This is a genomic window from Streptomyces sp. NPDC093097 (genome assembly GCF_044754325.1).
In the GTDB taxonomy this organism is placed as follows: Bacteria; Actinomycetota; Actinomycetes; order Streptomycetales; family Streptomycetaceae; genus Streptomyces.
This window is the reverse complement of the sequence record NZ_JBIVOW010000006.1, coordinates 181,956-195,833: the sequence shown is the minus strand read 5'-3', so window position 1 is coordinate 195,833 and position 13,878 is coordinate 181,956. Positions and strand designations below refer to the sequence as shown.

Genomic DNA, 13,878 nt, shown 5'->3' with positions numbered 1-13,878 from the left:
GCGGGGCGTCTCATTCCACGAGCGATGAGGGGCTTGTCACCCGTACGTTCCTACGGCGACTTTCCGCCGCGGACGGCAGCGAGTGGCCTGGATACAGCGGCCTCAGCGCCCGCTCCCTACTGCTCGGCCAGCGCCCGCAGCCTGCTCAACGCCCGGTGCTGGGCGACCCGCACCGCGCCGGGCGACATGCCCAGCATCTGCCCGGTCTCCTCGGCCGTCAGCCCCACCGCGACCCGCAGCAGCACCAGCTCCCGCTGGTTCTCCGGCAAGTTGGCCAGCAGCTTCTTGGCCCACTCGGCGTCGCTGCTCAGCAGCGCCCGCTCCTCGGGGCCCAGCGAGTTGTCCGGCTGCTCGGGCATCTCGTCCGACGGCACGGCCGTGCTGCCCGGGTGCCGCATCGCGGCCCGCTGGAGATCGGCGACCTTGTGACCGGCGATGGCGAAGACGAACGCCTCGAAGGGCTTGCCGGTGTCGCGGTAGCGGGGCAGTGCGCACAGCACCGCGACACAGACCTCCTGCGCCAGGTCCTCGACGAAGTGCCGGGCGTCGCCGGGCAGCCGGGAGAGCCGGGTGCGGCAGTAGCGCAGGGCGAGCGGATGCACATGGGCCAGCAGGTCATGGGTGGCCTGCCGGTCTCCTTCGACGGCGCGTGCGACGAGAGCGCCGATCTCCTGCTTCCCGTCATCGCGCATCGGTCCATGGTGCCTTGACGCCGAACGATCCACGGCATCAGGTCCACACTTGTGCGCTGAAGCGTTATGCGCGGCAGGTGCGCCGGCTGTCATCTCCTGCGCCCTCCCCTCGTGCCCGACCGACCCGTCCCCGAGGAACTCCATGCCTCAAGGATGCGGCACCGCGCGGGGAATCGGGCCGCCGTGGCACCGGACAGCGGGCGGGACGCCACGTCGCCCCGCCCGCCACACGGCGGGCGGGAAGCGCCATTCCCCCGCATCGCTGCACGTCACGAGGGTTCAGCGGACCAGTCCCCAGCGGAAGCCGAGCGCCACCGCATGCGCCCGGTCGGACGCACCCAGTTTCTTGAACAGACGCCGCGCGTGCGTCTTGACGGTGTCCTCGGACAGGAACAGCTCGCGGCCGATCTCGGCGTTGGAGCGGCCGTGACTCATGCCCTCCAGCACTTGGATCTCCCGGGCCGTGAGGGTCGGCGCGGCCCCCATCTCGGCGGACCGCAACCGGCGCGGGGCGAGCCGCCACGTCGGATCGGCCAGCGCCTGCGTCACCGTCGCGCGCAGCTCGGCCCGCGAGGCGTCCTTGTGCAGATATCCGCGAGCGCCGGCGGCGACCGCGAGCGCCACCCCGTCCAGATCCTCGGCCACGGTCAGCATGATGATCCGGGCGCCGGGATCGGCGGACAGCAACCGGCGCACGGTTTCGACGCCACCGAGGCCGGGCATCCGCACGTCCATCAGAATCAGGTCCGAGCGGTCGGCCCCCCAGCGGCGGAGGACCTCCTCGCCATTGGCCGCGGTGGTCACGCGCTCGACGCCGGGCACGGTCGCAACCGCCCGTCGGAGCGCCTCTCGGGCAAGCGGGGAGTCGTCACAGACGAGGACGGAAGTCATGACCGTCCTCCGCAGCTGATGCGCGTCACCTTGAGCCTCCAGGCTGGTACGTATCGTCACCTGGGCGATCGGCGAACCTCTCGGACACCTGCCCGATGGCTACCTCTGCCAACCGCCTCCGCACACTCAACGACGGTCACTCGAAAGAGTTACGGCTTCGGCGACCGAGTTCAGCACGCTCCGTGAGGAGCCGGATACGCAGCCGACTCGCTGGGCAACCGGCATCCGCGCGTGCACCCTATGCCCTATTTGGCTCTGTTTCTTCCATTTTCGCGTTGACTGCGACTAGATTCGCAATGAGTCATATTTACATCTACTTCGACAGTAGATGTACCGTCGTGAGCACCGAGCCCGATACGCATCGCTTCCGAGGGGACAAGCAATGGCAGATTTCTCCCGCCTCCCGGGCCCGAACGCAGACCTCTGGGACTGGCAGCTGCTGGCCGCCTGCCGTGGCGTGGACAGCTCGCTCTTCTTCCACCCCGAGGGCGAGCGAGGAGCGGCCCGCAGCGCGCGGGAGGCGTCGGCGAAGGAGGTCTGCATGCGCTGCCCCGTGCGGGCCCAGTGCGCGGCGCATGCGCTGGCCGTCCGCGAGCCCTACGGCGTCTGGGGCGGCCTCACGGAGGACGAGCGCGAGGAGCTCATGGGGCGGGCCCGCCACCGGATGGTCCCGGCCAGTTCGCTGCCCGGGCACGCGAGCATGCCGGGCGCCTGACCGTCGTTCCGTAACGCCAGACGAAGAAACGTTCCTGCTCAGCTCGGTGCCGGACCTCGCGGGCCCCGCCCCTCCGGGGCCCGCGGCGGTCAGCGCCCCGCGGCCCTGGCCAGCTGGTCGAGCATCGCCGCGACCGCCGGCACATGCGCCAGGTCCGGCAGCGTGAGCGCGACGATCTCCCGGTGCACGGCGGGCTCCATCCGCACCGCGGTGGCGCCCTTGGGCCGCACCGACTCCAGCGTCAGCTCCGGCAGCGCCGCGACGCCCAGTCCCGCCCCGACCAGCCCGATCACCGCCGGGTAGTCATCGGTCGCGAAGTCGATCCGCGGTGTGAACCCGGCCCGCTCGCAGACCTCGACCAGATGCGTACGGCAGCGCGGGCAGCCCGCGATCCACGGCTCGTCGGCCAGGTCCGTGAAGCGCGCGGTGCCGGCCCGCGCCAGCCGGTGGCCGTCCGGCACCAGCCCGATCAGCCGGTCCGACAGGACCGGACGGACCACCAGGTCGGCCCACTCCGCACCGGCGGACGGGTCCGCGCCGGGCACCTCCGGGTAGCGGAAGGCCAGCGCGATCTCGCAGTCCCCGTTCCGCAGCAGCTCGATCGAGCGCGGCGGCTCGGCCTCGTCCAGCGACACCCGGACGCCCGGATGCGCGGCCCGCATCCTGGCCAGTGCGGTGGGCACCAGCGTCGAACTGCCCGAGGGGAACGACACCAGCCGCACCCGCCCCGCCCGCAGCCCCGCGATGGCCGCGACCTCGTCCTCGGCCGCGGTCAGCCCCGCCAGGATGCCGGCCGCGTGCCGGACCAGCGCCTGGCCGGCCTGCGTCAGCCGCATCTCGCGCCCGGTCCGCACCAGCAGCGGGGTCCCGGCGGACTGCTCCAGGGCCTTCATCTGCTGGCTGACCGCGGGCTGGGTGCAGCCCAACTCCCGTGCGGCGGCGGAGAAGGAACCGGTCTGGGCGACGGCGCGCAGCACCCGCAGATGACGTGCTTCGATCACCCTTCAAGGATAAGTGCGGCTTGGGTACACCGCGCAAAACCTCATGCCGACTTCTAACCGATGTCTTACCGTGCCGTCATGAACGCCAAGCTGCTGACCGTGAACATCGGGCGGGCCACCCCGTCCCCGTACACCTCCGCCGAGGGCGGTACGGGCATCGACAAGCGCCCCGCGGACGGGCCGGTGGCGGTGGCCGCCCCGGGCCGCAGGGGCGTCGGCGGCAGCGGTCTCGCGGGCGACGCGGTGGTCGACACCCGCCACCACGGCGGCGACGACCAGGCCGTCTACGCCTACGCCCGCGAGGACCTCGACGACTGGCAGCGCCGGCTGGACCGCGAGCTGACCAACGGGTCCTTCGGCGAGAACCTCACCACCGTCGGTATCGACGTCACCGGCGCCCGGATCGGCGAGCGCTGGCGCGTCGGCCCGGAGGTGCTCCTGGAGGTCACCTCGCCGCGCATCCCCTGCCGGACGTTCCAGGGCTGGCTGGACGAGAGCGGCTGGATCAAGCGGTTCACCCGGGCCGCCGTGCCCGGCGCGTACTTCCGCGTCCTGGAGGCCGGCGAGATCCGTGCCGGCGACACCGTGCGCATCGAGCACCGCCCCGACCACGACATCACCGTGGCGCTGATGTTCCGCGCCCTCACCACCGAGCGCGCCCTGCTCCCGCGCCTCCTGGAGGCGGGCGACGCCCTGCACCAGGAGGCCCGGGCCACCGCGACCAAGTACGTGGCGCAGACGACGGACTGACGTGCACCGGGGCGCCCGGGCCCGAGGGGGTACCCCGGGGCCCGCGCCCCCACTCCCCTACTTCGGGCCGTACTTCCGGCCCGTACGCGAGGTGAGGCCACCGAGCATCCCGCGCGGTGCCAGCTTCGCCGCCCCCATCAGGGCCTTGTAGCGCGGGTCCGGAATGGACAGCGACTTGCCGCGTGCGAGGTCCTTCATGGCCGCGTCCACGAGCCGGTCCGCGTCGAGCCACATCCAGCCCGGGATGTTCTCCGTCCCCATCCCGGCCCGCTGGTGGAACTCGGTCCGCACGAAGCCCGGGCACAGCGCCATCAGACGCACCCCGCTGCCGGCCAGGTCGCGGGCGGCGCCCTGGGTGAACTGCACGACCCACGCCTTGCTCGCGCCGTACGTGCCGCGCGGGACGAACGCCGCGACCGACGCCACGTTCACCACGGCACCGCGGCGGCGCTCGCGCATCCCGCGCACACCCGCCGTGGTCAGCCGCAGCACCGCCTCACAGTGCACCTTCAGCATCGCCAACTCGTCGGCCATCGGGACCTCGAGGTACTCGCCCTTGTTGCCGAAGCCCGCGTTGTTGACCAGCAGGTCCACCGGGTGCTTGGGGTCCGCCAGACGGGCCTCGACGGCGGCGATCCCCTCCTCGGTCGCGAGGTCGGCGCTGAGCACCTCCGCCTCGATGCCGTGCCGGTCGTGCAGTTCGGTGGCCTGCTCCCGCAGCCTCTTCTCGTCACGGGCCACCAGCACCACGCTGTGCCCGTCGCTCGCAAGACGGCGTGCGAACGCGGCGCCGATGCCGGCTGTCGCTCCTGTGATCAGTGCAGTCGTCATACCGGAACGGTAGCTGGGGGTTGCGGCTTCCCACGTCGTGGCCCGGGGTGGTGTTCCGCTTCCACCGGCCCGGCCGGTCGTTCGCCCCCCGACCGGCGGCCACCGACGGGACCGGGCCGGGAGTCCGCGCGCCCGTGGCGGACGGGCCCACGGGCGGCGGATCGGCGGGTCGGCGGGTCGGCGGCGGGCCGGAGGGGATGTCCGGGGCGGGCCCGCAGGATCCGGAGCGCGCACCTGGGTATCCGTCATCTGCCGGAGCAGATGGGCCCGCACCCTGCGGGCACCGGCCACGGACACTCCGCCCGCCGCCACGACGCACACCCCCAACACCCCTGCACCCACCGGAAGATGAACGCCGCCGCCAAGAGGCGGGGCACCACGCGAGAGGAGTCACCACAGATGCGCCCAACCGTCCTGCTGGCCATGGGGCCAGACATCGCGGACCGGCTGCTCGGGGAGACGCAGCGGACCCGGCTCGAACGCCTGGCCCGTACGGACAGCCGGCTCGTCGCGCACGAGCTGGCCGCGCCCGGGCCCCGGATAGCCGCCGCCCTCGCCGGGGCCGAGGTGCTGCTCACCTGCTGGGGCGCCCCGCCGCTCACCGCCGAGGTGCTCGCCGCGGCGCCCCGGCTGCGCGCGGTCGTGCACGCGGCCGGCTCGGTCAAGGAGCATGTCACCGAGGCGTGTTGGGAACGGGGCATAGCGGTCAGCTCGGCGGCCGCGGCCAACGCGCTGCCGGTGGCCGAGTACACCCTCGCCGCCATCCTGTTCGCCAACAAGCGCGTCCTGCACGCCGCCCACCACTACCGCACCCTGCGCGGCCCCCACGACTGGCTGCGCGCGCTGGACGGTGCCGGCAACCACGGCCGCACCGTCGGCATCGTCGGCGCCTCCCGCATCGGCCGCCGCGTCATCGAGCTGCTGCGCCCGTTCGCGCTGCGGGTGCTGCTGTACGACCCGTACGTGGACGAGGCGGAGGCGGAGCGGATGGGCGTGCGCCGCGTCCCGTTGGCGGAGTTGTGCGCGGGGAGCGACGTCGTGAGCGTGCACGCGCCGGAGGTGCCCGCCACCCGGCACCTGATCGGCGCCCGCGAGCTGGCCCTGATGCCCGACGGGGCGACGCTGGTCAACACCTCGCGCGGCTCCCTGGTCGACGAGGCGGCGCTGATCGCGGAGCTGAGCGGCGGGCGGCTCGCCGCGGTGCTGGATGTCACCGAGCCCGAACTCCCGGCCGCTGACTCGCCGTTGTACGTGTTGCCGAACGTGCTGCTCACCCCGCACATCGCCGGGTCGCTGGGGAACGAGCTGCACCGGATGGCCGACCACGCCCTCGACGAGCTGGAGCGGTACGGGAAGGGACTGCCGTTCGCGGACCCGGTGCGGCGGGAGGGGCTGGGGCACTCGGCCTGAGCGCCTGAGCACCTGAGCACCTGCGGACGGGGAGCCGGCAGGGCGGGGAGCCGGCAGGGCGGCGGGGCGGCGCGATCCGGAGACGGTCCCCCGGACACGGGCGAGGCCCGGCCCCGCGGGAAGCGGGACCGGGCCTCGGTGGTGCCGGCGCGCAGGCGGCCGGCGGATGCGCGGGTGTCAGTGCGCGTGGCCGTGACCGTGGCCGGCGGCGGCAGCGGCCTCTTCCTCTTCCTTCTTCTCGACGACCAGGGTCTCGGTCGTGAGCAGGAGGGAGGCGATGGAGGCGGCGTTCTCCAGCGCGGAGCGGGTGACCTTGACCGGGTCGATGACGCCGGCCTTGACCAGGTCGCCGTACTCGCCGGTGGCGGCGTTGAAGCCGTTGCCCTTGTCGAGCTCGGCCACCTTGGAGGTGATCACGTAGCCCTCGAGGCCGGCGTTCTCGGCGATCCAGCGCAGCGGCTCGACGGCGGCGCGGCGGACCACGGCGACACCGGTGGCCTCGTCGCCGTCCTTGCCGAGGTTGCCCTCCAGGACCTTGACGGCGTGGACGAGCGCGGAGCCACCACCGGAGACGATGCCCTCCTCGACCGCGGCGCGGGTCGCGGAGATGGCGTCCTCCAGACGGTGCTTCTTCTCCTTGAGCTCGACCTCGGTGGCCGCGCCGACGCGGATCACGCAGACGCCACCGGCCAGCTTGGCCAGGCGCTCCTGGAGCTTCTCGCGGTCCCAGTCGGAGTCGGTGGCCTCGATCTCGGCCTTGATCTGGGCGACGCGGCCCGCGACGTCCTCGGAGTTGCCGCCACCGTCGACGAGGGTGGTGTCGTCCTTGGTGACGGTCACGCGGCGGGCGGTGCCCAGCACGTCCAGGCCGACCTGGTCGAGCTTGAGGCCGACCTCCTCGGCGACGACGGTGCCGCCGGTGAGGGTGGCCATGTCGCCGAGCATCGCCTTGCGGCGGTCGCCGAAGCCGGGGGCCTTGACGGCCACCGCGTTGAAGGTGCCGCGGATCTTGTTGACGACGAGGGTGGACAGGGCCTCGCCCTCGACGTCCTCGGCGATGATCAGCAGCGGCTTGGAGGCGCCGGCCTGGATGATCTTCTCCAGCAGCGGCAGCAGGTCCTGGATGGAGGAGATCTTGCCCTGGTGGATCAGGATGTACGGGTCGTCGAGGACGGCCTCCATACGCTCCTGGTCGGTGACCATGTAGGGCGAGAGGTAGCCCTTGTCGAAGGCCATGCCCTCGGTGAAGTCCAGCTCCAGACCGAAGGTGTTGGACTCCTCGACGGTGATCACACCGTCCTTGCCGACCTTGTCCATCGCCTCGGCGATCAGCTCGCCGACCTGCGGGTCCTGGGCGGACAGCGCGGCCACGGCGGCGATGTCGGACTTGTCGTCGATCGGGCGGGCGGTCGCCAGCAGCTCGTCGGAGACGGCCTTGACGGCGGCGTCGATGCCCTTCTTCAGGGCGGCGGGGGAAGCACCCGCGGCGACGTTGCGCAGACCCTCGCGGACCAGCGCCTGGGCCAGCACGGTGGCGGTGGTGGTGCCGTCACCCGCGATGTCGTTGGTCTTGGTCGCCACCTCCTTGACGAGCTGGGCGCCGAGGTTCTCGTACGGGTCCTCGACCTCGACCTCACGGGCGATGGTGACACCGTCGTTGGTGATGGTCGGGGCGCCGAACTTCTTGTCGATCACGACGTTGCGGCCCTTGGGGCCGATGGTGACCTTGACCGTGTCGGCCAGCTTGTTGACGCCGCGCTCAAGGGCGCGACGGGCGTCCTCGTCGAACTTCAGGATCTTCGCCATGGGTGCTTCAAGTCCTCTCGTTGCGATCGTCGGCCTCGCCGCCGTGACCGCTTTCGCTCAAACGAACTGCGCCCCTGCCCCGGGTCGGTGAGAACGCGGGAACCAGGGGCGCAGAACAGGGCAAATCCGGGTGACTTACTTCTCGACGATCGCGAGCACGTCGCGAGCCGAGAGGACGAGGTACTCCTCGCCGCTGTACTTCACCTCGGTGCCGCCGTACTTGCTGTAGAGCACGACGTCGCCGACCTTGACGTCGAGCTCGACGCGCTTGCCGTCCTCGAAGCGGCCCGGACCAATCGCCAGGACGACGCCCTCCTGGGGCTTCTCCTTCGCGGTGTCCGGAATGACCAGGCCCGAGGCCGTGGTCTGCTCGGCGTCGAGCGGCTGGACCACGATGCGGTCCTCGAGCGGCTTGATGGCAACCTTGGAGCTGGCGGTCGTCACGATCCGACCTCCCCCTTCGGAGATCTCACGGGGTTAACTGATCTGAGGTGGCGACCAGGTGGATCCGTCGTCGCGGGTGCCGGATCTGCCCGTCGCTGTGTTGGCACTCTCCGTCGGGGAGTGCCAACGCTGAGACTATGACGCGGTTAGCACTCGGTCAAGCGGAGTGCCAGCGCGGCGGAGACGCGTACCGTGTCTGCTGCCGGTCGGCCGGGCGTGGAGTCCGACACACCTCCCGCTCGACCGCAACCTGGCCCGCGGCTGCCCCGTCTTGTCCCCAGGGACCGCTGAACACCGGGCCGCGACCCGGCCGCCCTGCGGCCCAGACCCATCGATGGCGGAGGAACCGTGCGTGGACTGACCAGCGCTCCCCGGGATTCCGGGGGACCGGAGAGCGACGCCGAACGCACCATGACGTTCGCCGCGCTGGCCCAGGCCCCGAACCGTCGGCGGACCGAAGCCTGGCTACTCGGCTTTGTGGTGCTCATCACCGTCTTCGGCTACGCCTACACCGAGTTGTCCATGAAGGGGCAGCTCTCCGGGGCGGTGGGCAGCTTCGCGCTGAGTGTGTTCTTCATCGCGCTGGTGCCGCACCTGGTCGTCCGCCGGTTCGCGCCGCGCGCCGATCCCCTGATCCTGCCGTTGGCGACCCTGCTGACCGGGATCGGACTGGTGCTGCTGCACCGGCTGGACAACACCTACGCGGACAAGCCCCGGCTGAAGATCGCCCCGGCGGCGACCGGGCAGTTGGTGTGGACGGTCATCGGCGTGGCCGTCGCGATCGCCATCCTGCTGCTGCTGCGCGACCACCGGCTCCTCCAGCGCTACATCTATCTGACGATGGCGGTCGCGCTGGTGCTGCTGATGGCGCCGGCCTTCTTCGGCGCGGACATGTACGGCGCCAAGCGCTGGATCCTGCTGGGGCCGCTGTCGCTGCAACCCGGCGAGTTCGTGAAGATCATGATCGTGGTGTTCTTCGCGGGATACCTCACAGTCAGCCGCGATGCGCTGGCGCTGTCCGGGCGCCGGGTGATGGGCATGCAGATGCCGCCGGGCCGGCAGCTCGGGCCGATCTTCACGATCTGGGTGATCAGCCTGCTGGTGCTGGTCTTCGAGCGCGACCTGGGCACCTCGCTGATCTTCTTCGGCGTCTTCGTGATCATGCTCTACATGGCCACCGAGCGCACCAGTTGGGTGGTCTGCGGTCTGCTCATGGCCGTGGTCGGCGCCGGTGTCGTCGGCTCGACCGAACCGCACGTCAAGGGCCGTGTGATGGCCTGGCTGCACCCGATGGACATCTTCCTGCCGGCGGACAAGCGGCCGCCGGGCCTGATCTCCGACCAGGCCGCCCAGGCGCTGTTCAGTTTCGGCAGCGGCGGCATCGGCGGCACCGGGCTGGGCCAGGGCCACCCCGAACTGATCGGCTTCGCCGGCAACAGCGACTTCATCCTCACCACCGTCGGCGAGGAACTGGGCCTGGCCGGAGTGATGGCCGTCCTGCTGCTGTACGGCCTGCTGGCCCAGCGCGGACTGCGGGTGGGTCTGACCGCCCGCGACCCGTTCGGCAAGCTGCTCGCGGTCGGCCTGGCCGGCGCGCTGCTGCTCCAGGTCTTCGTCGTCACCGGCGGTGTCACCGGCCTGATCCCGCTGACCGGTAAGGCGCTGCCGTTCCTCGCCAAGGGCGGTTCGTCGCTGGTCGCGAACTGGGTCATGGTGGCGGTGCTGCTGCGGGTCAGCGACAGCGCCCAGCGCCGCCGGGAGCCGGTCCGTCCGGCCCCGGAGCGGCCGGACGCGGACGCCACCCAGCGGGTGCCGCGGATCACCGGGAGCACCACCCCCGGAGTCTGACGACGGCTCGACGGCCCCGATGCCGGTCCGCGGGAGGTCCCGCGGACCGGCATCCGTCTGTGGCCGACAATGGTGCCGATGACCGACCTCGACACCTTCTCCGCGCTGCTCGCCCCCGAGGGCCAGCAGCTGCTCGCCCTCCTCAGGGACCACGACCCGGCGGACGAACTGGCCACCGCCACCCGGCTGCGCCGCGACCATCCCGCGCCGCTGGTCTCCGCCGCCCTCGGGCAGGCCCGGCTGCGCCAGCGGGCGGCCGCGAAGTTCGGCGCGGACGCCGCGCGGATGTACTTCACCCCGCACGGCGTCGAGCAGTCCACCCGCGCCCCGGTCGCCGCCCACCGCGCGGCCCGCCTCGCCGCGCTCGGCGTCCGGAGCCTGGCCGACCTGTGCTGCGGGATCGGCGGCGACGCGCTCGCGCTGGCCCGGGCCGGGATCCGGGTGCTGGCCGTGGACCGCGATCCGCTGGCCTGCGCGGCGGCCCGGGCGAACGCCGAGGCGCTGGGGCTGGCGGACCGGATCGAGGTGCGCTGCGCGGACGTCACGGAGGTCGACACCGACGGGTACGACGCGGTGTTCGTGGACCCGGCGCGACGGGGCTCCGTACGCGGGGCCCGGATCTTCGACCCGGAGGCGTACTCGCCGCCGCTGTCCTGGGCCGTCGAGGCGGCCCGCACGGCGCCGTACGCGGCGCTGAAGATCGCTCCCGGGGTGCCGCACGAGGCGCTGCCGGACGACGCCGAGACCGAGTGGATCTCCGACGGCGGCGACGTCAAGGAGGCCGTCCTGTGGTTCGGCACCGGCGCGGGCGGCGCCCGCCGCGCCACCCTGCTGCCCTCCGGGGACTCCCTGGTCGGCGCCGGCCTTCCCGACCCGTCCGCCCCTCGCCCGGCCACCACCCCGGCCGGAGACTCCCCCGGAGTCCGTCCGGAGGGACCGCCCTCGCACCGCCCCCCTGTCGGCCCGGTCGGCCGCTGGCTCTACGAGCCGGACGGCGCGGTCATCCGCGCCCACCTGGTCGCGGACGTCGCCGAGCGGGTCGACGGCCGGCTGATCGACCCGACGATCGCCTATGTGACGGCGGATCACCTGGTGCCGACGCCCTACGCGACCGCCTACACGATCACCGACGTGCTGCCGTTCAACGTCAAGAAGCTGAGGGCGCTGCTGCGGGAGCGCGCGGTGGGCGTCGCGGTGATCAAGAAGCGCGGATCGGCGGTGGAGCCGGAGGAGCTGCGCAAGAAGCTCAAGCTGGCCGGCCCGCACTCCTGCACGGTCTTCCTCACCCGCGTCGCGGGGGCGCCCACGATGCTGCTGGGGCACCCGGCGGCCGAGGGCGCCTGACGGCCGCTCAGTCCAGGTCCGTCAGGTCCTCGGCGTAGATCCGGGCGAGCGGCTGCGGGCCCACGTACTGCTGGCAGGCGCACCGGCGGGGCTCGTAGCGGACCGGGTTCTTCTCGGCGTCCCAGGCGACGGCGGCCTGGACCGTCTCATGGCACGTGCCCTGCTTGTCGTGCTTGGCGAGATGGTGCTCGCAGCCGCACACGGGGGCGGGCGACCGGTCCGCGGCCTCCAGGGCCAGGCGCTCCTCGCGCCGGGCCTCGATGAGGGCGAGCTTGCGCTGGTGGCGCGTCTTCAGCGCGCCGCCGACCGTCTTGCGTACCGCGGATCCGGCGTAGAGAGCCGGTCCGACCAGCATGAAGAGATACCACCCGTGCATCACTGCGCGCCCCCGCCGTCCCCGTGTACGAACAGGCGCTCCCCTGCGCGCCCCCGGGCCCCAGGATACGGCGGCGGCGCGCCGGGACCCCTACGAGTACAGGTTGTCCTTGCTCAGCTCGTGGAAGTGGTCGTGGGAGTGGCCGTGCCCGTGGTCCTGCCCGTGGTCGTGGGAGTGGCCGTCGGGGTCCGGGACGTGGGTCTCGGTGACCGGCAGCGAGGAGTCCGCCGAGAGGCCCCAGGCGGACGCCGGGCGGTTGCGGGCCACCATCTCGGCGCCCAGGGCCGCGACCATCGCGCCGTTGTCGGTGCACAGCTTGGGGCGCGGCACCCGCAGCCGGATGCCGGCGTCCTCGCAGCGGCGCTGGGCCATCGCCCGCAGCCGGGAGTTGGCCGCCACCCCGCCGCCGATCATCAGGTGGTCCACGCCGCTGTCCTTGCAGGCCCGGACGGCCTTGCGGGTCAGCACGTCGACGACCGCCTCCTGGAAGGAGGCCGAGACGTCCGCCACCGGCACCTCCTCGCCGGCCGCCCGCTTGGCCTCGATCCAGCGGGCCACCGCGGTCTTCAGGCCGGAGAAGGAGAAGTCGTAGGCGGCATCGCGCGGGCCGGTCAGACCGCGCGGGAAGCGGATCGCCTCCGGGTCGCCCTCGCGTGCGTAGCGGTCGATGACCGGGCCGCCCGGGAAGCCGAGGTTGAGCACCCGCGCCACCTTGTCGAACGCCTCGCCGGCCGCGTCGTCGATGGTCGAGCCGAGCGGGCGGACGTCGGAGGTGATGTCCGGGGCCAGCAGCAGCGAGGAGTGGCCGCCGCTGACCAGCAGCGCCATCGTCGGCTCCGGCAGCGGGCCGTGCTCCAGCTGGTCGACGCAGATGTGCGAGGCGAGGTGGTTGACGCCGTAGAGGGGCTTGCCCAGGGCGTAGGCGTAGGCCTTGGCGGCCGAGACGCCGACCAGCAGGGCGCCGGCCAGGCCGGGGCCCGCGGTGACCGCGATGCCGTCGAGGTCGGAGGCGGCGACCCCGGCCTCCTTCAGGGCGCGCTGGATGGTGGGGACCATCGCCTCCAGGTGGGCGCGGGAGGCCACCTCGGGCACCACCCCGCCGAAGCGGGCGTGCTCGTCGACGCTGGAGGCGACCGCGTCGGCGAGCAGGGTGTGACCGCGGACGATGCCGACGCCGGTCTCGTCGCAGGAGGTCTCGATGCCGAGGACGAGCGGTCCGCTGCGGGAGTCAGCCATGTTCACGTTCCTTGTACGGAGGGTGCTTCGGAGGTGGTCTGGGAGGGGCGGCGCATCACCAGCGCATCGACGTTGCCCGGCTGGTAGTAGCCGCGGCGGAAGCCGATCGGCTCGAAGCCGAAGCGCTCGTAGAGGCGCTGGGCGCGGAGGTTGTCGACCCGCACCTCCAGCAGCACCTCGTGGCACTCGAAGTCGGTGGCGGCGCCGAGCAGCGCGGTCAGCAGCCGGGCGCCGAGGCCGGTGCCCCACTGGTCGCGGGCGGTGGCGATGGTCTGGACGTCCCCGGTGCCGTCGATCGCGGCCAGCCCGCCGTAGCCGACGATCCGGCCGCCCCGCCCGTCGACGGTGCCTTCGCGCGAGGGCACCGCCGCCTCGGCGACGAGGTAGCGGCGGGTGGCCAGCGGGCCGCGGGCGTGCGCGAGTTCGGACCAGAACATCCCCGGCGACCAGGCGTCCTCGGGGAAGAGGTCGCGCTCCAGCTCCAGCACCCCGTCCAGATCCCACCACCGCATCTCCCGCAGCACGGCGGCGGAA

At 72.5% G+C, this 13,878-nt stretch carries 14 protein-coding genes; 5 read left to right on the top strand and 9 right to left on the bottom strand.

Features of this window, described 5'->3' with window-relative positions:
* Nucleotides 1-116 precede the first annotated feature (116 nt).
* On the bottom strand, nt 117-692 hold the full coding sequence (locus ACIQE0_RS13215) for a sigma-70 family RNA polymerase sigma factor (protein WP_366329851.1): 576 nt from the start codon (nt 690-692) through the stop codon (nt 117-119).
* 279 nt (nt 693-971) lie between these two features.
* On the bottom strand, nt 972-1,583 hold the full coding sequence (locus ACIQE0_RS13210; RefSeq protein ID WP_003948568.1) for a response regulator transcription factor: 612 nt from the start codon (nt 1,581-1,583) through the stop codon (nt 972-974).
* Nucleotides 1,584-1,965: 382 nt separating this feature from the next.
* Between ACIQE0_RS13210 and ACIQE0_RS13205 the strand changes: the two genes are divergently transcribed.
* The gene (locus ACIQE0_RS13205) at nt 1,966-2,298 is read left to right on the top strand and encodes a WhiB family transcriptional regulator (RefSeq protein WP_016571318.1); all 333 of its coding nucleotides are present in this window, start codon (nt 1,966-1,968) and stop codon (nt 2,296-2,298) included.
* A gap of 89 nt (nt 2,299-2,387) precedes the next feature.
* Here ACIQE0_RS13205 and ACIQE0_RS13200 read toward each other — a convergent pair whose 3' ends face one another.
* Entirely contained in the window at nt 2,388-3,299 is a 912-nt protein-coding gene (locus ACIQE0_RS13200; protein ID WP_366329850.1) for a LysR family transcriptional regulator, read from the bottom strand.
* 60 nt (nt 3,300-3,359) lie between these two features.
* Between ACIQE0_RS13200 and ACIQE0_RS13195 the strand changes: the two genes are divergently transcribed.
* A complete protein-coding gene (locus tag ACIQE0_RS13195) occupies nt 3,360-4,049 on the top strand; it encodes an MOSC domain-containing protein (RefSeq protein ID WP_366329849.1) in 690 nt (229 codons plus the stop codon).
* Nucleotides 4,050-4,106: 57 nt separating this feature from the next.
* Here ACIQE0_RS13195 and ACIQE0_RS13190 read toward each other — a convergent pair whose 3' ends face one another.
* Nucleotides 4,107-4,880, bottom strand: a complete 774-nt coding sequence (locus ACIQE0_RS13190) for an SDR family NAD(P)-dependent oxidoreductase (RefSeq protein WP_366329848.1) — start codon at nt 4,878-4,880, stop codon at nt 4,107-4,109.
* Between the two features lie 399 nt (nt 4,881-5,279).
* On the opposite strand from ACIQE0_RS13190, the gene ACIQE0_RS13185 reads away from it, so the two are divergent.
* Complete coding sequence (locus ACIQE0_RS13185; RefSeq protein ID WP_402331226.1) at nt 5,280-6,290, top strand: hydroxyacid dehydrogenase; 1,011 nt, start codon at nt 5,280-5,282, stop codon at nt 6,288-6,290.
* 177 nt (nt 6,291-6,467) lie between these two features.
* Here the strand turns inward: ACIQE0_RS13185 and groL are convergent, their stop codons facing one another.
* Entirely contained in the window at nt 6,468-8,096 is a 1,629-nt protein-coding gene (gene groL / locus ACIQE0_RS13180; RefSeq protein ID WP_366329846.1) for a chaperonin GroEL, read from the bottom strand.
* 135 nt (nt 8,097-8,231) lie between these two features.
* Complete coding sequence (gene groES, locus ACIQE0_RS13175; RefSeq protein WP_016571324.1) at nt 8,232-8,540, bottom strand: co-chaperone GroES; 309 nt, start codon at nt 8,538-8,540, stop codon at nt 8,232-8,234.
* 411 nt (nt 8,541-8,951) lie between these two features.
* On the opposite strand from groES, the gene ACIQE0_RS13170 reads away from it, so the two are divergent.
* On the top strand, nt 8,952-10,388 hold the full coding sequence (locus ACIQE0_RS13170; RefSeq protein WP_366330018.1) for an FtsW/RodA/SpoVE family cell cycle protein: 1,437 nt from the start codon (nt 8,952-8,954) through the stop codon (nt 10,386-10,388).
* A 78-nt stretch (nt 10,389-10,466) separates the two neighbouring features.
* Complete coding sequence (locus tag ACIQE0_RS13165) at nt 10,467-11,732, top strand: methyltransferase domain-containing protein (protein WP_402331224.1); 1,266 nt, start codon at nt 10,467-10,469, stop codon at nt 11,730-11,732.
* Nucleotides 11,733-11,739: 7 nt separating this feature from the next.
* Here ACIQE0_RS13165 and ACIQE0_RS13160 read toward each other — a convergent pair whose 3' ends face one another.
* The 3 genes from ACIQE0_RS13160 to rimI all read right to left on the bottom strand — a co-directional run bounded on the left by ACIQE0_RS13160 (nt 11,740) and on the right by rimI (nt 13,856).
* Nucleotides 11,740-12,087 carry a hypothetical protein gene (locus ACIQE0_RS13160; protein ID WP_366329844.1) on the bottom strand — a complete coding sequence of 116 codons (348 nt, stop codon included), beginning with the start codon at nt 12,085-12,087 and terminating at the stop codon, nt 11,740-11,742.
* A 111-nt stretch (nt 12,088-12,198) separates the two neighbouring features.
* Nucleotides 12,199-13,344, bottom strand: coding sequence for a tRNA (adenosine(37)-N6)-threonylcarbamoyltransferase complex transferase subunit TsaD (gene tsaD / locus ACIQE0_RS13155; protein ID WP_366329843.1), 1,146 nt, complete (start codon nt 13,342-13,344; stop codon nt 12,199-12,201).
* Between the two features lie 2 nt (nt 13,345-13,346).
* Nucleotides 13,347-13,856, bottom strand: a complete 510-nt coding sequence (rimI, locus tag ACIQE0_RS13150) for a ribosomal protein S18-alanine N-acetyltransferase (protein ID WP_402331553.1) — start codon at nt 13,854-13,856, stop codon at nt 13,347-13,349.
* Between the last annotated feature and the right edge of the window lie 22 nt (nt 13,857-13,878).